The following is a 20,442-nucleotide window of genomic DNA, read 5'->3' as shown; positions in this document are numbered from 1 at the left end:
GGTTCGGGGCACCACAGCTGCCCGTAACGGCGATTCGGTCGTCGCCCCTTGCGGGTGGAGCAATACCTAGCAGTACGATGCATCGTACTTCTAGGGTTAGGGGTGGGAGGCTTCATGAAAGTCGCCAAGGATCTGGTCGCCGCCTCGGCGACACCGATGGTGCTCGGCATCCTGGCCGAGGGCGAGAGCTACGGGTACGCCATCCTCCGGCGGATCAACGAGCTGTCCGGGGGAGAGCTGGACTGGACCGAGGGGCTGCTCTACCCGCTGCTGCACCGGCTCGAACGGCTCGCCTATCTGGAGTCGAGCTGGCAGGCGGTCGCCGGTGAGCGCAAGCGCAAGTACTACCGCATCACCGACCGGGGCCTGGCCGAGCTGGCCGAGCAGCGCCGGCAGTGGGACACCGTCGTCGGTGCGCTCAAGGAGATCTGGCACGACCGCGCGCCACTGACGGCGTACCCGCTGGAGGGCCTCGCATGACAAGGCACGGTGGGCCCGAGGAGCTGGAAGAGCAGTTCGCGCAGTGGCGTCGGTACGTGCTGCGCCGCAGGGAGCTGCAGGCGGTGGACGCGGACGAGCTGGAAGACCACCTTCGCGGCTCCGTCGACGAGCTCGTCGCCGCCGGCCTGAGCCCGGACGAGGCGTTCCTGGTCGCGGTGAAACGGATGGGCAGCCTCGACGATCTCTCCCGCGAGTTCGCCCGGGAACATTCGGAACGTCTGTGGAAGCAGTTGGTGCTGACCGGCGACTCCGGTGGTCCGGTCGCCGGCACACGCTCCCGCCGGGACCTGTGGGTCCTGCTCGGCTGCGCGGCGGGTGCGGTGGTGTCCGTCAAGGCGCCCGCGCTGTTCGGGCTGAGCCTCGACGACGACGGCTCGTTCTACGCGCGCAACGCCACCCTGTTCGCGCTGCCCTGGCTGGCGGGGTTCCTGGCCTGGCGGCGGCAGGCCCGGCCGGCGGTGCTCGCGGTGCTGGTGGCGCTGTTCGCGCTCGGCGTCGCGGCGGCCAACGCCTACCCACTGGCGGACGACTCGCAGTCCGTGGTCGTCACCGGCGTCCACCTGCCCATCGCTCTCTGGCTCGTGGTCGGTCTGGCCTACGTCGCCGACGACTGGCGCTCGTCTCGTCGACGCATGGACTTCATCCGCTTCACCGGCGAGTGGTTCATCTACTTCGTGCTGATGGCCCTCGGCGGCGGCGTGCTCGCCGCGTTCCTGTTCAACACCTTCGCGGCCATCGGCATCGTCCCGGAGGCGTTCGTCTCGCAGTGGCTCCTGCCCTGCGGCGCCGCGGCCGCGGTCGTGGTGGCCGGGTGGCTGGTCGAGGCCAAGCAGAGTGTCGTGGAGAACATCGCGCCGGTCCTCACCCGACTGTTCACGCCGCTCTTCACGGCCGCCCTGCTCGCCTTCCTCGTCGCGGTGGTCTGGACCAGCCACGGCATCGACGTCGAGCGCGAGGCGCTGATCCTGTTCGACCTCCTGCTGGTCGTGGTGCTGGGGCTGCTGCTCTACTCACTCTCGGCCCGTGATCCGCTGGCCCCGGCCGGAGCGTTCGACAAACTCCAACTCGCGCTGGTGGTCAGTGCGTTGGCGATCGACGTGCTGGTGCTGTTGGAGATCACCGGGCGCATCACCGACGAGTACGGCAGCACGCCCAACCGGGCGGCCGCGCTCGGCGAGAACGTGATCCTGCTGGTCAATCTCGCGTGGTCGGCGTGGCTCCTGCTGACCTTCATCCGCCGACGCACGCCGTTCGCCACGCTGGAACGGTGGCAGACCGGTTACCTGCCGGTGTACGCGGCGTGGGCCTGGATCGTGGTCCTCGTCTTTCCCCCGTTGTTCAGCTACGCCTAGGGCGCGCTCGGCGGTGTGGGCACCTCCCGGCCGGGATCGGGAGGTGCCCACCAACCAGGTGGTTGACACCTGGTCACACAGATGCTGAACTATCAACCAACCGCTTGGTTGAGGATGGGTGGGAATGACTGAACAGCTCGACCGCCGGCAGGCCCTGGTGCACGCGGCGTTCTCGGCGATCGCCGAGAACGGCTTCGAGGGGTTCCGGCTGCGACCGATCGCTGCCGCGGCAGGCATCGACCACTCCACCCTGCACCACTACTTCCGGACCAAGGCCGATCTGATCGCCGCGGTGCTCGAGCACGTGACCAGCCAATTCGAGGCGACGATGCACACCGACCTGGAACCCGCCGCCCGGTTGCGGCAACACCTCAGCGAGATCGCCACCGCTGTCGCGGAACGGCCCGAGTTGTTCGTCGTACTCGATGAGCTTGATCTTCGCGCTCGACGTGACGCGTCCACCGAGGTCGATATCGAGCGTGACGAACAGGGGTGGCGCGACGCCCTCGCGGCGATCTTCACCGAGGGCGTCGCGCACCACGTCTGGTCGGTGAAACTCAACGTCGCCGCCAGCGTCGAGCTGGTGATCGCCACCGTCAAGGGGATCCGTCTGCGTCCCGACAAGGCCGAGTCGGTTGTCAACCAACTGTGCGACCTCTTCGCACCGGAAGGACTCACCCATGATTGACGTCCTCATCGTCGGCGGTGGCATCGGCGGTCTCGCGCTCGCCCAGGGTCTGCGTAAACACGGCCTCGACGCCGCCGTGTACGAGCGTGACCGGTGCCGCGACGACCGGGTGGACCGCTACCGGCTCGCCATCAACCCGGCGGGCAGCCGGTCGCTGCGTGCCTGCCTGCCCGACCGGCAGTGGCAGGCGTTCACGGACACCGCGGGCCGCCCCGGCGGCGGTTTCGGCTTCCTGGGCACGGACCTGCGCACGCTCGTCCTCGTCGAGGACGCGCTCATGCATCCCGACGATCCCGACCCCGCGGAACGGGCCTATCCGGTCGACCGTCAGACACTGCGCGGCGTCCTCCTCGACGGACTCGACGACGCCGTCCACTACGACAGGACGTTCGAACGCTACGAGCTCGCCGCCGACGGTCGGCCCACCGCGCACTTCGCCGACGGCACGTCCGTCAGCTGCGACGTCCTGGTCGGCGCCGACGGGATCAACTCCCGGGTACGCGCGCAGTACCTGCCGACCGCAACCCAGCGCGACACCGGCGCGGTGGGCGTCGGGCTCAAGTTGCCGCTGAACGACGACACCCGAGCCTGGTTACCCGCCCGGCTGGCGGACGGCATGAACCTCGTCCTGACCGGTGCGCCGTACTTCCTGTTCACCTCCGTGTTCGAACGCCAGCAGCCGGTCGGGGACGACTATCTGCTCTGCGCGTTCGTCGGCCGCAACGAACTGTTTCCCTCGCGTCCGGAGCGCCTCGACGGCGCACAGTTGAAGGCCTACGTCGCCGGGCTGATCACGGGCTGGCACCCGGCGCTCCGCCGACTGATCGACGAGTGTCCACCGGGGGACGTGAGCGCGTTTCCGTTCCAGGCGTCCGATCGCCCGGCGCCCTGGGCGCCGTCGCGGGTCACCGTCCTCGGCGACGCCGTGCACGGCATGCCGCCGGCCGGCGGTAACGGCGCCAACACCGCACTGCGCGACTCCGCCCTGCTCACCCGCCAGTTGTCCCTGGCCGGCACCGGCCACCTGCCGCTGCTGGACGCGATCGGCGAGTACGAGACCGAGATGCGCGAGTACGGATTCCAAGCCGTCGACCTGGCCCTGCGGACCCTCCACCAGGGCATGATGAGCAACCCGCTGAACGTGGGCCTGACCCGTCGCTGGTTCAGCCTCTGCGACATCGTGCCACCGCTGCGCCGGATGACCTTCGGCGCGAGCTGGGCCAAGGTCAGCGCTCCCCGTCCCTGGGAGCGGGCCGCCGCGCGCTGACGAGCGCCGACCCGCTCGGCGTCGGTCACTTGCCGGTGACGATGCCCGGGTTGATGCACAGACCCGGGTTGGCGCCGTTCTTCTCGGCGATCTCCAGACAACGGGTCACCTTGTCGACCTTCGCGTTGGTCTCGGTGATCTGCTTGGAGATCTCGGCGTTCTTGCGGTCCTGCTCCAGGTTGCGGGTCTGAGCCAGCTTGTCCTGGAACGCCTTGATGTTGCCCTCGGTCTTGTCGTCGTGGTTCACCCGGGTGATCGTCACCGAGAGGATGTCCACGTCGGTGGTGAGCCGGGCTTCCGCGCTGGTCTTGATGTTCGCCGCGAACGGCTTCAGGTCGACGTTGAGGTCACCGGTCTGGGCGTCGATCTTCTCAAGGGGGTTGTACGCGGCGAAGGCGTCGTTGACCGCGCTGTCCAACTGCACTCCCACCCGCTGACCCCGGAAGCTGTTGAAGTCGCCCTTGTAGTCCATGAACTGCTTCGGCGCGTTCTCCGGCTTGACCTGCCACTCGATGAGGACCTCGACGCAGGCGTCGGCGAGCGTGCCGGTGCGGACCCGTACGCAGTTGTTGCCGCCGATGTGGTCGTACTTCTGCCGGCCGGCGTCCCACTCGCCGACCTTCTGCCAGGGCGCCACCCACTTCAGGCCGGAACCGGTCACCTCGCCGGTGGGCTTGCCGAAGCTGGTGACGATGCCGACCGAGCGGATGGGCACCGAGTGGGCGCTGGAGGTGATCCCGACCAGCAGGGTGAGGGCCAGGAAGCCGAGGGCCGCGAGAGCGGCCACCCGCTTCAGTGGCCGCGCGCGGGTGACGAGGGCCAGGACGGCGCTGACCGCCAGGGCGGCGGTGAAGACGATCGCCGTGGTGAAGCCGACAGGCATGGGTGGGGACCTTCCGCGGGGCTGGGTAGATCATCAACCTAGGAGGTCCGGTCAAGGTCGCCGCCGGCAAATCCCGCGCCGGCGCATCCACCGCCCGCCGTTCCAGCGAACCCCCGGGTAGGGAACGTCTATCCGGGGGTACGTCTGGTGCTGACCGAGCCGATGCCGGCGCGGACCGTGGAGATCGCGTACAAGCAGGTCTCGCTGGCTGCCGAGGACCTGGACGGCAATGCCGTCGCCACGCTGGTGCTGGAGGTGGCCGAGGCCTGGGGCGTGCCGGCGCTCTGGGAGCAGGTCTGTCGTCCGTTGTTGGCCCGGCTGCGGGGACGTTCCGCCGCCGAGGTCGCCGTCGAACATGCCCTCTCCGAGGGCGTCCGGGTCGGGTTGGACGTGTACCGCCGGGAGCCGGGCCGGTCACTGCCCGCCGGCGGGTTGCTGCTGGCCGGCGCCGAGAAGGAGGCGCACTGCCTTGGTCTGCACGCGCTCGCCGCCGCGCTGCGCGAGCAGGGGCGCGGGTGTCTGCACCTGGGGCCCGCGCTGCCCTGGTCGGCGCTGGCCAGCGCGGTGTACCGGGCGCGCCCGCACACCGTCGTGCTCTGGTCGCAGACGCCGGTCACCGGCCGCGCGTACCGTCTGGTGCGCTTTGCCCGGGACTTCCCACGCCTGCGGGTGTACGGCGCGGGACCGGGTTGGATCGAGCCACTCACCGCGCCGGCGGACCGCCTCGACTCGCTGCCGACCGCCGTCGCCGCCTGCCTGGCCGTTGCTACTCGGCGTGATGCCCACCACATACGATACGGATCGGTGCCGTATCGTTAATGCACGCCGTAGGCTGACCCGCGTTACGAGTCTGACCCGTATCGTATTGCGGCGCGGGGAAAGCGTGGGGGGAAACCAGGCATGGAGCTGCACAACAACACCGGCCACCCGAGGAGGTGGGCGATCCTGGGGGTGCTGGTGATCAGCCTCCTCGTGGTCGTCCTCGACAACACGATCCTGAACGTCGCCCTGCGCACCCTGGCCGACCCGGTGCACGGCCTCGGCGCCAGCCAGGGCGAGCTGGAGTGGTCCATCAACTCCTACACGCTCGTCTTCGCCGGACTGCTGTTCACCTTCGGGGTGCTCGGCGACCGCGCCGGCCGCAAGCGCTTCCTGATGATCGGTCTGGTGCTGTTCGGCCTGGCGTCGCTGCTCTCCGCGTACGCCCAGAGCCCCGGCCAGCTCGTCGCGGCCCGCGCACTGATGGGGGTCGGCGGCGCGGCCATCATGCCGGTGACGCTCTCGATCATCTCCAACGTCTTCGACCCGCGCGAGCGTGGCCGGGCCATCGGTGTCTGGGCCGGCGCCGTCGGCCTCGCCGTGGCCATCGGCCCGATCCTCGGCGGCGCGCTGCTGGAGCACTTCTGGTGGGGTTCGGTCTTCCTGATCAACGTGCCGGTGGTCATCGCCGGCGTGGTGCTGGTGGGGCTGCTGGTCCCGGAGTCGCGTGACCCGCGACCGGGCCGGATCGACGTATTCGGCGTGCTGCTCTCCGTGGTCGGCCTGGTCGCCCTCTCCTACGGCATCATCGACGGCGGCGAGCACGGCTTCGACCGCCCGATCGCCTGGGGTTCGATCCTGATCGGCGTCGCGGTGCTCGCCTGGTTCGTCCGGCACGAGCGGCGCAGCGACCACCCGTCGCTGGACGTCCGGCTGTTCAAGGTGCCCCGCTTCGCCGCGCCGGTCGCCATCGTCGGCCTGGTGTTCTTCGCCGCGATGGGCTCGATGTTCTTCGGCTCGTTCTACCTGCAACTCGTACGCGACTACAGCCCGTTGCAGACCGGTCTGCTCTTCCTGCCCTTCGCCGGTGCCCAGCTGATCTTCGCGCCGCGCAGCGCCGCGATGGTCCGCCGCTACGGCGGTAAGGCCGTCGCCACCGTCGGCCTGGCGCTGACCGTGGTGTCCCTCGGCGCCTTCCTCTTCATCGGCGCCTCCACCCCGATCTGGATCGTGCTGCTCGTCTTCCTCATCCAGGGCGCGGGAATGGCCAACATCATGCCGCCCGCCACGGAGTCGATCATGTCGGCGCTGCCCCGGGAGAAGGCCGGCGTGGGCTCCGCGGTCAGCAACACCATCCGCCAGGTGGCCGGCGCGCTCGGCGTGGCCGTCCTCGGCTCGGTGCTCTCCGCGGTCTACCGCAGCGACATCGGTGACGCGCTGACCGGCCTGCCCACGCAGGCCCGCGACGCGGCCAACGAGTCGATCTCCGGCGCGTACGCGGCGGCGGGCCAGCTCGGCCCGGCGGGCCCGTCGCTGATCTCGGCGGCCAACGACGCCTTCGTCACCGCCATGCACTGGGCGGCCGGGCTCTCCGCGGTGATCGCCGCGCTCGGGATCATCGTGGTGCTGCGCTGGATGCCGGGTCGGGAGGAGACCAGCGTCGCTCCGGCGGCCCCGGTTGCCGAGCCCGAGTTGGCCGGTACGGCATAGGTGCGGGAAGATGTCTGCCATGACGTCCACCGCTGATGCTCCGCGGTCGCCCGGGCGACCGCGGAGCATCCGTGCCGACGAGGCGATCATCGAGGCCACCCTCGACCTGCTTGCCGAGGGCAGCACCATCGAGGCGCTCTCGATCGAGGCGATCGCCGCTCGCGCCGGGGTCGGCAAGGCCACCATCTACCGCCGCTGGGCGGGCAAGGACGCCCTGCTGCTGGACGCGCTACGTCGCCTCAAGGGCGTCCTGGCGCAGCCCGCCGGGCACTCGGTCCGCGACGACCTGGTGCTGCTGGTCGGCGCGATCGGCAAGAACGTCGACCCGCGTGCGCCGAAGATCATGCCCTGTCTCGCGTCCGCCGTGAACCGCGACTCGGATCAGTTTCAGCTCTACCAGAACATCATCGCGCCCCGCCGGCAGCTGATGCGCGAGGTGCTGCGGCGCGGCATCGACGAGGGAGTGCTCCGGGGCGACATCGACATCGAGGTGACGATGGCGCTGCTCACCGGGCCGATGCTGATCCAGCGGGTGCTCCAGTGGAACCCGGACCTGGACGAGCAGACCCTGCCCGAGCGGGTCGTCGACGCCGTGCTGCGGGGCATCCAGGTCCGCTGAGCAGGCCGCTGGTCCGCGAGCCGGCGGCTGCTCGGGGCGGTCGCCGGCTGGCCTCGGTCGATCAGTCGGCCGATGCGCGCAGCCGGTGCAGGCGCAGCGCGAGCTGCACCTCCAACGCCCGCTCGGGCCGCTGCCAGTCCGCGCCGAGCAACTGCCCGACCCGCTCCAACCGCTGGGTCACCGTGTTCACGTGCACGTGCAGCTGCTCGGCGGCGCGGGCCAGGCTGCCACCCACCCCGAAGTACGCCTCCAACGTCCGCACCAGAGCCGTGCCCCGCCGAGCGTCGTAGTCGACCACCGGCCCGACCGTGGTGCGGAGGAACTGGGCCACGTCCGTCTCGCCCCGGTCACCGACCGTGCCCAGCAGTAACCCGACGAAGCCCAGCTCGGCGGTGCTCGCCCCCTGGCCGGTCCGGCCCAACGCGCCAAGCGCCGTCAGGCACCGGTCCGCCTCGTGGAAGGTCCCGGCCAGCGCCGCCGGCCCGTTCGACGGGCCGCTCGCCCCGGCGGTCACCGGTCGGCCGGTCACCCGGGACAGGTCCCTTGCCACCGCGCGGGCGCTGCCGCCCGCGTCCAACCCCGGCAGCATCAGCACCACCCGACCGTCGCGCGCCGCGGCCAGCCCACCGCGCGCCGAGGCGTACGTGGTGGCCCAGGAGAGCACCCGCTGCCGGGCCGAGCCGGTCGCCGCGATCGCGTCGTCGCCCACCGCCACCAGCACGTGCGGTGCGTCCAGGTCCACCCCGAGCCGGCGAGCACGACTGCGCAACGCGTCGGTGTCGCGCAGCGGACGAGCGATCAGGTCGTCCAGCAACTCGCCACGCACCCGCCCCTCCGCCTCCGCCACCGTCCGGCGGAACAGCAGCAGCAGCGCGGTCACCAGGGCGGCCCGCTCCAGAATCCGCTGGTCGGCGTCGACCAACTCGTCGTCCGGACGCAGCACCAGGGCGCCCAGGTTCTCCGCGCCCGCCACCACCGCCGCGTACCAGAGGGGACCCCGGCGCACACTTCGCCCCTCGGTCCGCGACGCCGCCACCGCCTCCACGATGTCCGCCCGGTCCGGCTCGTCGATCTCACCCACCCGGGCCAGCAGGCGGCCCTCGGCGTCCAACGCCAGCAGCGCACCACCCAGCACCTCGGTCACCGCCGCCGCCACGTCCTCCACCCCGCCGCCGCGCAGCACCAGCGCCGTCATCCGATCGTGCGCCGCCGCGGCCCGCTCCACCGAGCTGCTGTGCGCCCGGATGGTGGTGTTCGCGGCCGACAACTCGGCCAACGCCGAGCGGGTCTCGGTCAGCAGCCGGGCGGTGTCGATCGCCACCGCGGCGTGCGCGGCCAACGAGACCAGCAGCGCCACCTCCTCCCGGACGAACGGCCGAGCCGAACGGTTGGCCGCGTAGAGCACACCGATCGAGGTGGAACCGAGCCGCAGCGGCACCCCGAGGATCGCCACCAGACCCTCCTCGCCCACCCCGGCGTCGATCTCCCCGGTGTGGTGGAAGCGCGCGTCCTCGCCGTAGTTCCCGGTGACGTACGGCGCGCCGGACTGGGCCACCAGGCCACCGAGACCGGCGCCCATCGGCAACCGCAACCGCTGGAAACGGGCCGAGACCGACCCGTCGGTCACCCGCATGTACGTGTCGCCGCGCTCGTCGTCGTTGAGCGTCATGTAGGCCACGTCCGCGCCGAGCAGGTTACGAGCCCGGTGCACGATCGCCCGCAGCACGTCGTCCAGGTCGCGCAGCCCGGCCAGGTCGCTGACCGTGTCGTACAGGCCGGACAGCTCGGACTCCCGGCGACGGCGACGCTCCAGCAGCGCGCGGACCCGCAACGCCACCGACCTGGCCTGCTCCAGCTCGGCCAGCCGCTCCGGCGGCAGCCCCGCGGCCCGCGCGGCCACCAACGGTCCCTCGAACTCGACCGCCGCGGCCTCACGGGCGAGCAGCTCCAGGAACTCCACCGGCGATGACATGGTCGACATTGTGCTCAGCCCCACTAGTTGGCCGTCCAGCCCCCGTCGAGGGCGATCGACGCGCCGGTGATGAACGCCGCCGGCGGCGAGCAGAGGTACGCCAACAGCTCGGCGACCTCCTCCGGTTCGATCAGGCGCTTGATCGCGGCCCGGGCCAGCATGATCTTCTCGATCACCTCGGCCTCGTCGATGCCGTGGCTGGCCGCCTGGTCGGCGATCTGGCTCTCCACCAGCGCGGTGCGCACGTACGCCGGGTTGATGCAGTTGGCGGTCACCCCGTGCGTGGCGCCCTCCAACGCCACCACCTTCGACAGCCCCTCCAGCGCGTGCTTCGCCGAGACGTAGGCCGCCTTGTACGGCGACGCGCGCAACCCGTGCACCGAGGAGATGTTGACGATCCGACCCCAGCCCCGGGCGTACATGTGCGGCAGCGCGCGACGGATCAGCAGGAACGGCGCCTCCACCATCACCCGCTGGATGTACTCGAAGCGCTCGACGGGAAAGTCCTGCAGCGGCGCGACGTGCTGAAGGCCGGCGTTGTTCACCACGATGTCCACGTCCACGTCGAGGCGGTCCACCGCCGCGGCGTCGGACAGGTCCACACCCTCTGCCCGGCCGCCGACCTCCGCGGCCACCGCCTTGGCCGCCTCCAGGTCGCGATCCACCACGAGCACCGTGGCGCCGGCCGCGCCCAGCCGCAGGGCACACGCCCGCCCGATGCCGCCACCGCCCCCGGTGACCAGGGCGGTCCGACCGGCGAGGTCGAGCTGTACGACGTGGGGGACCGCCACGGGTTCTGCCGTCATGGCGCAAGAAGTTACGAGCTGTGTGCTCCCCGGCACATGGGCCAGCGACACATACTCCGTACCAAAGCTGTGTGGCCCACCCGCCCTCGCCGCCGCAGATCGCGCAGCATCTGGGATGTAGTGGTGTCCGGGTGCTTCGTTGCCACTACATCCCGGATCGAGCGTGACCTTGCGGCTGGCGCCCCGGACCTCCGCTCCCGGCCGGTCGAGCGTGGGGCGCGCGGGGCGCGGGGCGTGTCCCGTGGGGCTGGTGGGAAGAGCGCCGGTTAGGGTGTCGAACACACGTACTGCTGACGGCTGGGGAGGGGGCGGCGTGCGGGTGCTGGGGGTCGACCCGGGGCTGACCCGGTGCGGGGTGGGTGTGGTCGAGGGTGTGCCCGGGCGTCCCTGCACTCTGATCGCCTACTACGTGGTCTACACCGACCCGGCCGACGACCTGGCGCTGCGCCTGTTGCACCTGGACCGGTCGCTGAACAAGTTGGTCGCCGAGCACCAGCCGGAGAGCGTCGCCGTCGAGCGGGTGTTCAGTCAGCACAACGTGCGTACGGTGATGGGCACCGCGCAGGCCAGCGGCATCGCCGTGCTGGCCGGGGCGCGCGCCGGACTGCCGGTGCAGACGTACACGCCGAGCGAGGTGAAGGCGGCCGTGACCGGGTCCGGTCAGGCGGACAAGGCGCAGATGACCGCGATGGTCACCCGGCTGTTGCGGCTGGCCGAGCCGCCGAAGCCGGCCGACGCCGCCGACGCGCTCGCCCTGGCCATCTGCCACGTGTGGCGCGGCGGGACCCGCTCGAAGCTGGCCGCGGCGGCCGACCGGGCACGACGAGGAGGAGCACGATGATCGCCAGCGTGCGCGGCACGGTGACCGCGACGGGTCCGGACCAGGCCGTGATCGAGGTTGGCGGTGTCGGTCTCGCCGTGCACTGCGCCCCCGGCACCCTCGCGGAGCTGCGGGTCGGCCAGGTCGCCCGGCTCGCCACCAGCCTGATCGTGCGGGAGGATTCGCTGACCCTCTACGGCTTCGCCGACGACGACGCCAAGTCTCTGTTCGAGTTGCTCCAGACCGCCAGCGGGGTGGGTCCGCGACTGGCCCAGGCGGTGCTTGCCGTGCACAGTCCGGACGCGGTGCGCAAGGCCATCGCCAACGCCGACACGGCCGCCCTGACCCGGGTGCCCGGGATCGGCAAGAAGGGCGCCGAGCGCCTGGTGCTGGAACTGCGCGACCGGATCGGCCCGGTGCCGATCGGCGTCGACGGGGTGACCGGGGTGACCCGCGGTAGCTGGTCGGACCAGGTCCGGCAGGCGCTGGTCGGGCTGGGTTGGACGGCTGGCCAGGCCGATCAGGCGGTGGCCGCGGTGGCCGAGTCGATCGAGGGTGAGACGCCGCCGGTGCCGGTCCTGCTCAAGCAGGCCATCCGCCTGCTGGGTCGGACCCGATGAGCGCCCGCGCGGTGTGCGCGAGGAGTGAGCCGGGGTTGCGAGCCCCGCAGTCGCGAGTGAAGAGGGCACGGTGAGCGAGACCGACGGGCTTGTCTCGGCGTACGTCAGTGACGCCGACCGGGACGCGGAGGCCACGGTCCGGCCGAGGCGGTTGGCCGAGTTCATCGCCCAGGACCGGGTGCGTGATCAGCTCGACCTGTTGTTGCAGGGCGCGATGCGGCGGGGGTCGCCACCGGACCACATCCTGCTCTCCGGCCCGCCCGGTCTGGGCAAGACGAGTCTGGCCAACATCGTCGCCGCCGAGTTGGGCGCGGGTATCCGGGTGACGAGTGGCCCGGCCATCGAGCGTTCCGGGGACCTGGCGGCGATCCTGACCAGTCTCACCGAGGGCGATGTGCTCTTCATCGACGAGATCCACCGCATCGCGCGTCCGGCCGAGGAGTTGCTGTACAGCGCGATGGAGGACTTCCGGGTCGACGTGGTGGTCGGCAAGGGGCCGGGGGCGACGGCGATCCCGCTGGATGTCGAGCCGTTCACCCTGGTGGGCGCGACGACCCGCTCGGGTCTGTTGACCGGTCCGATGCGGGACCGGTTCGGGTTCGTCGCCCACCTCGACTTCTACGCTCCGGCGGATCTGGAGACGCTGCTGCACCGTTCGGCGCGGATCCTGGGGGTGCCGATCACCCCGGAGGGTGCGACCGAGATCGCCGGTCGGTCCCGGGGCACGCCGCGGATCGCCAACCGGCTGCTGCGCAGGGTCCGCGACTACGCCGAGGTGCGGGCCGACGGCGTGGTCGATGTCGACACCGCCCGTGCGGCGCTGATCGTGTACGACGTGGACGCGCTCGGGTTGGACCGGTTGGACCGTGCGGTGCTGACCGCGTTGGTCGACTCGTTCCGGGGTGGGCCGGTGGGTCTGTCCACCCTTGCCGTGGCGGTGGGGGAGCAGCCGGACACGGTCGAGGAGGTCTGCGAGCCGTTTCTGGTCCGTGCTGGTCTGTTGGCGCGTACGCCGCGGGGGCGGGTGGCCACGGAGGCCGCCTGGCGGCATCTGGGGCGCACTCCGCCGAATGGTACCTTTGGCATGGATAGTCCGCCTGTGCCCGATCTGTTCTCGATGGATACCGATCAGCCGTGATGTGAACGTGATCTGTGCCGCATTCGGTGTTCTCAGGTGCAGGGTTTAGACTTCGCCGCGGTCTGTACAGGACGTGAGATTCCGCCTCCGCTCCGGCACCCAGGTGCCGGGCCGGTGGCCAGTGGGAAGGTCAGTAACCGTGAATTACATAGCAGCGGGCCCCTCAGGTGGCGGTATCACGCCGATCCTGATGATCGTCCTGCTCTTCGGTGTCATGTACTTCATGATGATCCGACCCCAGCAGAAGCGCCGCCGCGAGGCTGAGTCGATGCAGTCCGGGCTCGGCCCGGGCGACGAGGTCGTCACCATCGGCGGGCTCTACGGCACGGTCACCGGCATCGAGGACGACACCGTCCTGATCGAGGTGGCCCCTGGTGTGCAGACCCGCTACGCGCGGGCCGCCATCGCCCGGGTGGTCACCCGCGCGGAGCTGCCGAGCGAGCCGGTCAGCGGGGACGCCGACGTCATCAAGGAATGACGTCTTCTCCGGGGGTGGCGAGTCCGGCGTACGGCCGGTCGACCGGCTTCCGGGCCACCGCGCCCGACGGGGCAGCGGACCAGACGTGAAAACTGGATAGTTGGGTCGACGTTGGGCGTCGGCACGTTCCCGTGACCATCGGCGTTCCGCGCTGGGTGTCCGGACCACGTGTCGGCATCTCGTCGGCTCAGGTCAGCCCGTCAGCCGGGACCCCCGGCCCGACACCGCCGCCGCTGCGCACAGCGGCGCCACCGCACAGGGAGACAGGACAGCCGTGGCACCACCTCAGGGACAGATGCGCCCCGGGCGGCAGCTCGCCGTGCTCGGGTTCATCTTCGTCGTCCTCTATCTTCTGGTGTTCTTCTCGGGTGCCAGCGGCAGCCTGAAGGATCGGCTCGAGCCTCGGCTCGGTCTGGACCTCATCGGCGGCACCCGGGTGACGTTGGAGGCGAGAAACAGCATCGGCGGCAAGGCGCCGACGGCGGAGAATCTCGAGGAGGCTCGGCAGATCATCGAGAGCCGGGTCAACGCGTTCGGCGTGGCCGAGGCCGAGGTGGTCACCGAGGGCAACCGGAACATCGTCATCTCCCTGCCCGGTGAGAACCGGGACCTCAGAGACGTGGGCAACGCCGCTGAGCTGCGCTTCCGCAAGGTGCTCAAGGGTGCCGACGGCAGCGGGACGGCCGCCGTGCCGCCGCCGGCCGCGCCCACTCCGTCCGGCAGCGCCGTCCCCAACCCGTCCGGCAGCGCGACGCCGTCCGGCGGCGCCACCCCGACCCCGTCGGGCAGCGGCGCGCCGAAGATAAGCCCGTCGCCCAGCGGCGGTCAGGGTGGGATGGCCCCGGCGCCCAGCGCCACGCCGACTCCGTCCGCCTCGGCGAGTGCCGCCGCGCCCAGTGCCAGTGCCAGCGCGGAGCCGGTGCCGGCCAGCATCGAGGAGCAGCGCAAGGCCGTCGAGCAGAAGGTCGGCGCCGCCGCCTGGCAGGCCGCCAACGGTCTGCAGGCCCCGGCCGACCTGACCGCCGACCCGTCGCTCGCCGACAAGCTCAAGCCGTTCGGCGAGCTGTCGCCGCAAGAGGTCGCCGTGCTGTCGGCGCAGATGCAGTTCAACGTGCCGACCATCGGCTGCAAGCAGCTCGACGAGCGCCCCCCGGCGTCGATCTCCGAGCCGAAGCAGCAGGTCGTCTCCTGCGAGGACGGCGCCTCGAAGTACCTGCTCGACCAGGCCAAGGTGCTGGGCACCGACGTGTCCGACGCCGACGCGGTGCTCGACCAGACCAACGCCTGGGTGGTCAGCCTCGACTTCAAGAGCGACGGTCAGGGCAAGTGGACCGACCTCACCCGTGAGTCGTTCAACAACGAGGGCCAGGCCTGCGACGCGACCGCACTCGGCCAGGACGGCAAGTGCCGGGTCGCCGTGGTGCTGGACAACGAGATCGTCTCCTCGCCGGAGATCCAGGGCGTGCTGACCGGCAACTCCCAGATCACCGGCAACTTCAACCAGAAGGACGCGAGCGCGCTCGCCGGCCAGCTGCGCTTCGGCGCGCTTCCGGTGACGTTCAAGCAGCAGGAGGCGCAGAACGTCACCGCGACGCTGGGTGCCAGCCACCTGCGTGCCGGTCTGCTCGCGGCCGGCATCGGCATGCTGCTGGTCATCATCTACGCGTTCTTCTACTACCGGCTGCTCGGCTCGGTGATCTTCCTGAGCCTGATCCTCTCCGCGCTGCTGGTCTTCGGCGCGCTCGTGGTGCTCGGCCGGCAGATAGGCTTCACGCTCACCCTCGCCGGCATCGCCGGCATGATCGTCTCGCTCGGTGTGGCGGCGGACTCGTTCGTCATCTACTTCGAACGGTTGAAGGACGAGATCCGGGAGGGGCGCAGCCCGCGTAGCGCGGTGCCGCGCGCCTGGATGCGGGCTCGTCGCACGATCATCTCGGCCAACGCGATCACCCTGCTCTCCGCCGTGGTGCTCTACGTGGTCTCGGTCGGCACGGTCAAGGGCTTCGCGTTCGCCCTCGGTCTGGCCACCGTGCTGGACCTGGTCGTGGTCTTCCTCTTCCGGCACCCGATCATGACGATGTTCGCCCGGACCCGGGCGTTCCTGTCCCCGCGGGTCAGCGGCCTGGGCCGGGCACTGCCGGCCCGCAGCCAGCAGACTCAGCCCCGCAACCCGCGCGCCAAGGAGGCCTGAGATGGCTGAAAACGGTCTGGCGAGCCGCCTCTACAACGGCGAGGCCGGTCTCAACGTCGTCGGCCGCCGCAAGCTCTGGTTCGGCGTCGCCGGTGTCCTGATCCTGATCGCGCTGCTCAGCTTCGGGCTGCGTGGGTTCAGCCTCGGCATCGAGTTCGCCGGCGGCAACTCGTTCCAGGTGCCGGCCAGTGTCGGCACCCTGGAAGACGCCGAGCGGGAGGTCAACTCGGCCCTCGCCGCGGAGAACACCGGCATCAAGGTGGCCACCGCACAGAAGGTCGGCGGCACCGGTGGTGACACCTACGAGCTGCGTACGCCGCAGCTCAGCGCCGAGCAGACGAACGCGGTCAAGGGTCAGATCGCCGAGGATCTGGGGATCAACGCGGACCAGATCAGCGGTAACCAGGTCAGCGAGGCGTGGGGCAGTCAGGTGACCCAGCGGGCCGTACTCGGTCTGGTCATCTTCATCGCGCTGGTGATGGTCTACCTGATCCTGCGCTTCGAGTGGCGGATGGCCGTCGCGGCGGTCGCGTCGCTGTTCACCAACCTGATCCTCACCGCCGGCATCTACTCGCTCGTCGGCTTCGAGGTCACCCCGTCGACGATCATCGGGTTCCTCACGATCCTGGGCTTCGCGCTCTACGACGTGGTGGTGGTCTTCGACAAGGTCCAGGAGAACACCCGCGGCATCACCGCCAACAACAACCAGACGTACGCCGAGGCGGCCAACCTGGCCGTCAACCAGAGCCTGATGCGGTCGCTGAACACCTCGGTGGTCGCCCTGCTGCCGGTCGGCGGTCTGCTCTTCATCGGTGCCGGTCTGCTCGGCGCCGGCACGTTGAAGGACCTCGGCCTGGTGCTGTTCGTCGGTATGGCGGTGGCGTTCCTGACCTCCATCCTGGTGGCCACGCCGCTGCTGGCCCTGCTGAAGAACTACGACCCGCGGATCCAGGCGCACAACAAGCGCGTCCTGGCCCGGCGCAGCGGGCTCGCCCGGGGCGAGGTCACCGGCAAGGGTGCGGTGAGCCCGACCCAGGGTCAGGTGACCGAGGAGTCGCTCGACCCGGACGCTGCCGCGCTGGCCGGCGCCGCGCCCAAGGTGGGCGCTCGCCCGGCGGGCAAGCGGCCGACCGGTGCCCGGGGCGGTCGCCCCGGTGGTGGCGGCAACCGGCCGGGTGGCGCCAAGCGGCGCTGACCCGCCACGACACAACCGAACGGCGTCCGGCATGCTGTGCGAGCAGCACTGCCGGACGCCGTCGTCGTTGAAGGAGAGCGGAACAGCCATGACGGAGACCCACAGCACCGCGGCGCGCGGGGACAGCGGCCCGGAGGCCGCCCGACTGGTCGCCAGCCGGGTGCTGGACGTGCCCGACTTCCCCAAGCCCGGCGTCATGTTCAAGGACCTGATGCCGCTGTTCGCCGACGGGAAGGCGTTCCGTGAGGTGATCGACGGGATCGTCGCGTACCACGGTCGGGACGCCTTCGACGTGGTGGTCGGCATCGAGGCACGCGGGTTCGTCGTCGCCGCGGCCGTGGCGTACGCGGCCGGGGTCGGCGTGGTGCCGGTCCGGAAGGCCGGCAAGCTCCCCCGCCCGGCGCACTCGGTCTCCTACGCGCTCGAATACGGCGAGGCCACCCTCGAGGTGCACGAGGACGCCTTCACCGCCGGGCACCGGGTGCTGGTGGTCGACGACGTGTTGGCGACCGGCGGCACCGCCGAGGCGACGTTGGACCTGGTGGAGCGGGCCGGCGGCACCGTCACCGGTTTCACCGTGCTGCTGGAACTCGGTTTCCTGGGTGGGCGGGAGCGGTTGGCGCCGCGTCCCGTCCATGCCCTGCTGACCGTTTGAGTCGTTCGGTGGCGCGCTGACCGTTTGATGGCGGACTGGTCGGGCGGAGCCTGTGCCGACCGTCCGGCGGAGCGGCAGCGGACCGTGCGTGCGGGTAGCATTGCCCATTGCTGACGCCGGCGGTACGCCGTCCGGCGGCGCGAGACCAGGCCGGCCGATTGTTCGGCAGGTGTTTTCCCGGCGAGCGGTGAGGAGGCCGGTGTCCCACGATGTCGTCCCTCCGGCGGAGGGCACGGTGCACCCGACAGGCGACGCTGACGGCACGGTGACTGACCGGGCAGGCGACGCGCCAGCCCGGGTCACGGGCGCCGGCAGCGGCTCTGGCCGGGCTGCGGGCGAGAGCGCGGTACGACCGATCAGCGGCCCGCCGAGCGTCGAGGCGTCTCCCGGCGCCGACGGGGTGGTGGTGCCGTTCCCGGGTGACGCCGGCGTCGACCCGTCGCCGAGCGGTGGCTTCGGGCTGTCCAACGCGCCCACCGGTCGGCGGGTGCGGGCCCGGCTGGCCCGGTTCAACGCGCCCTGGCAGACCTCCCAGGTCAGCGAGGTGCTGGAGCCGCTCATCGCGAGCCACCGGGACAACCATCCCAAGGCCGATGCCCGGCTGCTCCAGCGCGCCTTCGACACGGCCGCGCGGTGGCACTCCGGGCAGTACCGCAAGTCCGGTGACCCGTACATCACGCACCCGCTCGCGGTGGCGACGATTCTCGGCAACCTGGGGATGGACACCACCACGCTCGTCGCCGCGCTGCTGCACGACACCATCGAGGACACCGAGTACACCCTCGACGCGATGCGCGCCGACTTCGGCGGCGAGGTCGCCCTGCTGGTCGACGGCGTCACCAAGCTGGACAAGGTCAAGCTGGGTGACGCGGCGAAGGCCGAGACGATCCGCAAGATGGTCGTGGCGATGGCCAAGGACCCGCGGGTGCTGGTGATCAAGTTGGCCGACCGACTGCACAACATGCGCACCCTGACCTTCCTGCCCCGCCCCAAGCAGGAGCAGAAGGCCAAGGAGACGTTGGAGATCCTGGCGCCGCTGGCGCACCGGCTCGGTATGAACACGATCAAGTGGGAGCTGGAGGACCTGTCCTTCGGCACGTTGTTCCCGAAGCGCTACGAGGAGATCAACCGGCTGATCGGGGAGCACCAGCCGCAGCGCGAGACGCTGTTGCGGCAGGTCACCCAGAAGGTCGGCACCGACCTCAAGGCCGCCAAGATCAAGGCGGAGACCACCGGACGGCCGAAGCACCTCTACTCGATCTACCAGAAGATGATCGTGCGGGGTCGTGACTTCAACGACATCTACGACCTGGTCGGGGTGCGGATCCTGGTCGACACGGTTCGGGACTGCTACGCGGCGCTGGGCGTCATCCACGCCAACTGGCAGCCGGTTCCGGGCCGGTTCAAGGACTACATCGCGATGCCCAAGTTCAACATGTACCAGTCGTTGCACACGACTGTCATCGGGCCCACCGGCAAGCCGGTGGAGATGCAGATCCGCACGTACGCGATGCACCGCACCGCGGAGTTCGGCATCGCCGCGCACTGGAAGTACAAGGAGCACAAGGGCACCCAGATCGTCGGCCCGCCGGCGCACATCGACGAGATGACCTGGCTGCGGCAGTTGCTCGACTGGCAGCGGGAGGCGGCCGACCCGAGCGAGTTCCTGGACGCGCTGCGCTTCGACCTGTCCAGCCAGGAGGTGTACGTCTTCACCCCGAAGGGTGACGTCATCCCGCTGCCGACCGGGTCGACGCCGGTGGACTTCGCGTACGCGGTGCACACCGAGGTGGGGCACAAGTGCATCGGGGCGCGGGTCAACGGCAAGTTGGTGCCGTTGGAGTCGACGCTGTCCAACGGCGACGTGATCGAGATCTTCACCTCGAAGTCCGAGACCGCCGGCCCGACACAGGACTGGCTGGGCTTCGTCAAGAGCCCGCGGGCTCGTACGAAGATCCGCCAGTACTTCAACAAGGAGCGGCGCGAGGAGGCGATCGAGGCCGGCAAGGACGCGATCGTCAAGGCGATGCGCAAGCAGGGCATGCCGTTGCAGCGGATGCTCACCTCCGACGCGCTCATGTCGATCGCGCGGGACCTGCACCTGGCCGACGTGGCGTCGCTCTACGCGGCGGTCGGCGACAGCCAGGTCTCCGCCCAGTCGGTGGTGCAGAAGCTGATGGCCGCGTACGGCGGCGAGGAGGGCGCGGCGGAGGACATCGCCGAGACCGCCGTCGCCACCCGGCCACCGCGCAGCCGCCAGAGCAGCAACGACCCCGGTGTCGTGGTCCGTGGCGTCAGCGACGTCTGGATCAAGCTGGCTCGCTGCTGCACCCCGGTCCCACCGGACTCGGTGTTCGGTTTCGTCACCCGCTCCGGCGGGGTGAGCGTGCACCGCGACGACTGCGCCAACGCCGAGGACCTGCGGGCCCAGAGCGAGCGGGTGGTCGAGGTGAGTTGGAAGCTCACCTCCGCCTCGACCTTCCTGGTCGCCATCCAGGTCGAGGCACTGGACCGGCACAAGCTGCTGGCCGACGTCACCCGGGTGCTCTCCGACGAGCGGGTCAACATCCTCTCCGCCACCGTCACGACCACCCGCGACCGGGTGGCGGTGAGCCGGTTCAGCTTCGAGATGGCCGACCCGAAGCACCTGGGCCACCTGCTGGCCACGGTCCGCAAGGTGGATGGCGTCTTCGACGCGTACCGGGTCACCTCCGGCGCCTGACGCGTACCCCGGACACACAGGCGCCCGCCGGCTCAGCCGGCGGGCGCCTGGTCGTCAGCGCGGGGG

18 protein-coding genes are annotated in these 20,442 nt (G+C 70.6%); 15 read left to right on the top strand and 3 right to left on the bottom strand.

All coding sequences use genetic code 11. The features are described 5' to 3' along the window. Nucleotides 1–114: 114 nt before the first annotated feature. From AB0C01_RS00670 to AB0C01_RS00655, 4 genes are all read left to right on the top strand, one after another. Nucleotides 115–480 carry a PadR family transcriptional regulator gene (locus AB0C01_RS00670; RefSeq protein WP_357245281.1) on the top strand — a complete coding sequence of 122 codons (366 nt, stop codon included), beginning with the start codon at nucleotides 115–117 and terminating at the stop codon, nucleotides 478–480. Further along, a complete protein-coding gene (locus AB0C01_RS00665) occupies nucleotides 477–1,853 on the top strand; it encodes a permease prefix domain 1-containing protein (protein ID WP_357569860.1) in 1,377 nt (458 codons plus the stop codon). Before AB0C01_RS00670 ends, AB0C01_RS00665 begins: the two co-directional genes overlap by 4 nt. 124 nt (nucleotides 1,854–1,977) lie before the next feature. Then, complete coding sequence (locus AB0C01_RS00660; RefSeq protein WP_357569859.1) at nucleotides 1,978–2,541, top strand: TetR/AcrR family transcriptional regulator; 564 nt, start codon at nucleotides 1,978–1,980, stop codon at nucleotides 2,539–2,541. Next, on the top strand, nucleotides 2,534–3,808 hold the full coding sequence (locus AB0C01_RS00655; RefSeq protein WP_357569858.1) for an FAD-dependent monooxygenase: 1,275 nt from the start codon (nucleotides 2,534–2,536) through the stop codon (nucleotides 3,806–3,808). The genes AB0C01_RS00660 and AB0C01_RS00655 overlap by 8 nt, the downstream gene beginning before the upstream one ends. A 25-nt stretch (nucleotides 3,809–3,833) precedes the next feature. On the opposite strand, the gene AB0C01_RS00650 is transcribed toward AB0C01_RS00655, so the two are convergent. Then, nucleotides 3,834–4,691, bottom strand: coding sequence for an SPFH domain-containing protein (locus AB0C01_RS00650; protein ID WP_357245274.1), 858 nt, complete (start codon nucleotides 4,689–4,691; stop codon nucleotides 3,834–3,836). 147 nt (nucleotides 4,692–4,838) lie between these two features. Here AB0C01_RS00650 and AB0C01_RS00645 point away from each other — a divergent pair, with 147 nt between their 5' ends. The 3 genes from AB0C01_RS00645 (at nucleotide 4,839) to AB0C01_RS00635 (ending at nucleotide 7,779) form a co-directional block, all read left to right on the top strand. Continuing rightward, a complete protein-coding gene (locus AB0C01_RS00645; RefSeq protein ID WP_357245272.1) occupies nucleotides 4,839–5,510 on the top strand; it encodes a transcriptional regulator in 672 nt (223 codons plus the stop codon). Nucleotides 5,511–5,591: 81 nt separating this feature from the next. Beyond that, a complete protein-coding gene (locus AB0C01_RS00640) occupies nucleotides 5,592–7,160 on the top strand; it encodes an MFS transporter (protein ID WP_357245270.1) in 1,569 nt (522 codons plus the stop codon). A 10-nt stretch (nucleotides 7,161–7,170) separates the two neighbouring features. Further along, nucleotides 7,171–7,779, top strand: coding sequence for a TetR/AcrR family transcriptional regulator (locus AB0C01_RS00635; RefSeq protein WP_357245268.1), 609 nt, complete (start codon nucleotides 7,171–7,173; stop codon nucleotides 7,777–7,779). 61 nt (nucleotides 7,780–7,840) lie between these two features. On the opposite strand, the gene AB0C01_RS00630 is transcribed toward AB0C01_RS00635, so the two are convergent. Together AB0C01_RS00630 and AB0C01_RS00625 are read right to left on the bottom strand one after the other, a co-directional pair. Further along, a complete protein-coding gene (locus AB0C01_RS00630; RefSeq protein ID WP_357245266.1) occupies nucleotides 7,841–9,760 on the bottom strand; it encodes a helix-turn-helix domain-containing protein in 1,920 nt (639 codons plus the stop codon). Between the two features lie 14 nt (nucleotides 9,761–9,774). Next, nucleotides 9,775–10,557, bottom strand: coding sequence for a 3-hydroxybutyrate dehydrogenase (locus AB0C01_RS00625; protein ID WP_357245264.1), 783 nt, complete (start codon nucleotides 10,555–10,557; stop codon nucleotides 9,775–9,777). 313 nt (nucleotides 10,558–10,870) lie between these two features. Here AB0C01_RS00625 and ruvC point away from each other — a divergent pair, with 313 nt between their 5' ends. The 8 genes from ruvC to AB0C01_RS00585 all read left to right on the top strand — a co-directional run bounded on the left by ruvC (nucleotide 10,871) and on the right by AB0C01_RS00585 (nucleotide 20,376). After that, the gene (gene ruvC, locus AB0C01_RS00620) at nucleotides 10,871–11,398 is read left to right on the top strand and encodes a crossover junction endodeoxyribonuclease RuvC (RefSeq protein ID WP_357245262.1); all 528 of its coding nucleotides are present in this window, start codon (nucleotides 10,871–10,873) and stop codon (nucleotides 11,396–11,398) included. After that, nucleotides 11,395–11,997, top strand: coding sequence for a Holliday junction branch migration protein RuvA (gene ruvA / locus AB0C01_RS00615; RefSeq protein WP_357245260.1), 603 nt, complete (start codon nucleotides 11,395–11,397; stop codon nucleotides 11,995–11,997). Before ruvC ends, ruvA begins: the two co-directional genes overlap by 4 nt. A 70-nt stretch (nucleotides 11,998–12,067) precedes the next feature. Continuing rightward, nucleotides 12,068–13,135: a Holliday junction branch migration DNA helicase RuvB gene (gene ruvB / locus AB0C01_RS00610; RefSeq protein WP_357245258.1), complete on the top strand. Its 1,068-nt coding sequence runs from the start codon at nucleotides 12,068–12,070 to the stop codon at nucleotides 13,133–13,135. A 139-nt stretch (nucleotides 13,136–13,274) separates the two neighbouring features. Further along, a complete protein-coding gene (gene yajC / locus AB0C01_RS00605) occupies nucleotides 13,275–13,613 on the top strand; it encodes a preprotein translocase subunit YajC (RefSeq protein WP_357245256.1) in 339 nt (112 codons plus the stop codon). A 274-nt stretch (nucleotides 13,614–13,887) separates the two neighbouring features. Next, nucleotides 13,888–15,804: a protein translocase subunit SecD gene (gene secD, locus AB0C01_RS00600; RefSeq protein WP_357569857.1), complete on the top strand. Its 1,917-nt coding sequence runs from the start codon at nucleotides 13,888–13,890 to the stop codon at nucleotides 15,802–15,804. 1 nt (nucleotide 15,805) lies between these two features. Beyond that, complete coding sequence (gene secF / locus AB0C01_RS00595; protein WP_357245252.1) at nucleotides 15,806–16,999, top strand: protein translocase subunit SecF; 1,194 nt, start codon at nucleotides 15,806–15,808, stop codon at nucleotides 16,997–16,999. 88 nt (nucleotides 17,000–17,087) lie between these two features. Continuing rightward, nucleotides 17,088–17,654 (top strand): adenine phosphoribosyltransferase, encoded by a 567-nt coding sequence (locus AB0C01_RS00590; protein WP_357245249.1) that lies wholly within the window; start codon nucleotides 17,088–17,090, stop codon nucleotides 17,652–17,654. A gap of 199 nt (nucleotides 17,655–17,853) precedes the next feature. Next, nucleotides 17,854–20,376, top strand: a complete 2,523-nt coding sequence (locus tag AB0C01_RS00585; protein WP_357569856.1) for a bifunctional (p)ppGpp synthetase/guanosine-3',5'-bis(diphosphate) 3'-pyrophosphohydrolase — start codon at nucleotides 17,854–17,856, stop codon at nucleotides 20,374–20,376. Nucleotides 20,377–20,442: the final 66 nt, after the last annotated feature.

It is taken from the genome of Micromonospora sp. NPDC048905 (assembly GCF_040649655.1).
Taxonomy (GTDB): domain Bacteria; phylum Actinomycetota; class Actinomycetes; order Mycobacteriales; family Micromonosporaceae; genus Micromonospora.
The sequence above is the reverse complement of the archived record's forward strand: the minus strand, read 5'-3'. Positions and strand labels throughout refer to the sequence as shown.

Excerpts from the sequence above, each read along its gene's own strand:
- AB0C01_RS00635 (WP_357245268.1), top strand. The coding sequence starts at position 7,171 with ATGTCTGCCATGACGTCCACCGCTGATGCTCCGCGGTCGCCCGGGCGA.
- secF (WP_357245252.1), top strand. The coding sequence starts at position 15,806 with ATGGCTGAAAACGGTCTGGCGAGCCGCCTCTACAACGGCGAGGCCGGT.
- AB0C01_RS00630 (WP_357245266.1), bottom strand. The coding sequence starts at position 9,760 with ATGTCGACCATGTCATCGCCGGTGGAGTTCCTGGAGCTGCTCGCCCGT.
- AB0C01_RS00670 (WP_357245281.1), top strand. The coding sequence starts at position 115 with ATGAAAGTCGCCAAGGATCTGGTCGCCGCCTCGGCGACACCGATGGTG.
- AB0C01_RS00660 (WP_357569859.1), top strand. The coding sequence starts at position 1,978 with ATGACTGAACAGCTCGACCGCCGGCAGGCCCTGGTGCACGCGGCGTTC.
- AB0C01_RS00665 (WP_357569860.1), top strand. The coding sequence starts at position 477 with ATGACAAGGCACGGTGGGCCCGAGGAGCTGGAAGAGCAGTTCGCGCAG.
- AB0C01_RS00650 (WP_357245274.1), bottom strand. The coding sequence starts at position 4,691 with ATGCCTGTCGGCTTCACCACGGCGATCGTCTTCACCGCCGCCCTGGCG.
- AB0C01_RS00590 (WP_357245249.1), top strand. The coding sequence starts at position 17,088 with ATGACGGAGACCCACAGCACCGCGGCGCGCGGGGACAGCGGCCCGGAG.
- AB0C01_RS00640 (WP_357245270.1), top strand. The coding sequence starts at position 5,592 with ATGGAGCTGCACAACAACACCGGCCACCCGAGGAGGTGGGCGATCCTG.
- AB0C01_RS00655 (WP_357569858.1), top strand. The coding sequence starts at position 2,534 with ATGATTGACGTCCTCATCGTCGGCGGTGGCATCGGCGGTCTCGCGCTC.
- ruvA (WP_357245260.1), top strand. The coding sequence starts at position 11,395 with ATGATCGCCAGCGTGCGCGGCACGGTGACCGCGACGGGTCCGGACCAG.
- AB0C01_RS00625 (WP_357245264.1), bottom strand. The coding sequence starts at position 10,557 with ATGACGGCAGAACCCGTGGCGGTCCCCCACGTCGTACAGCTCGACCTC.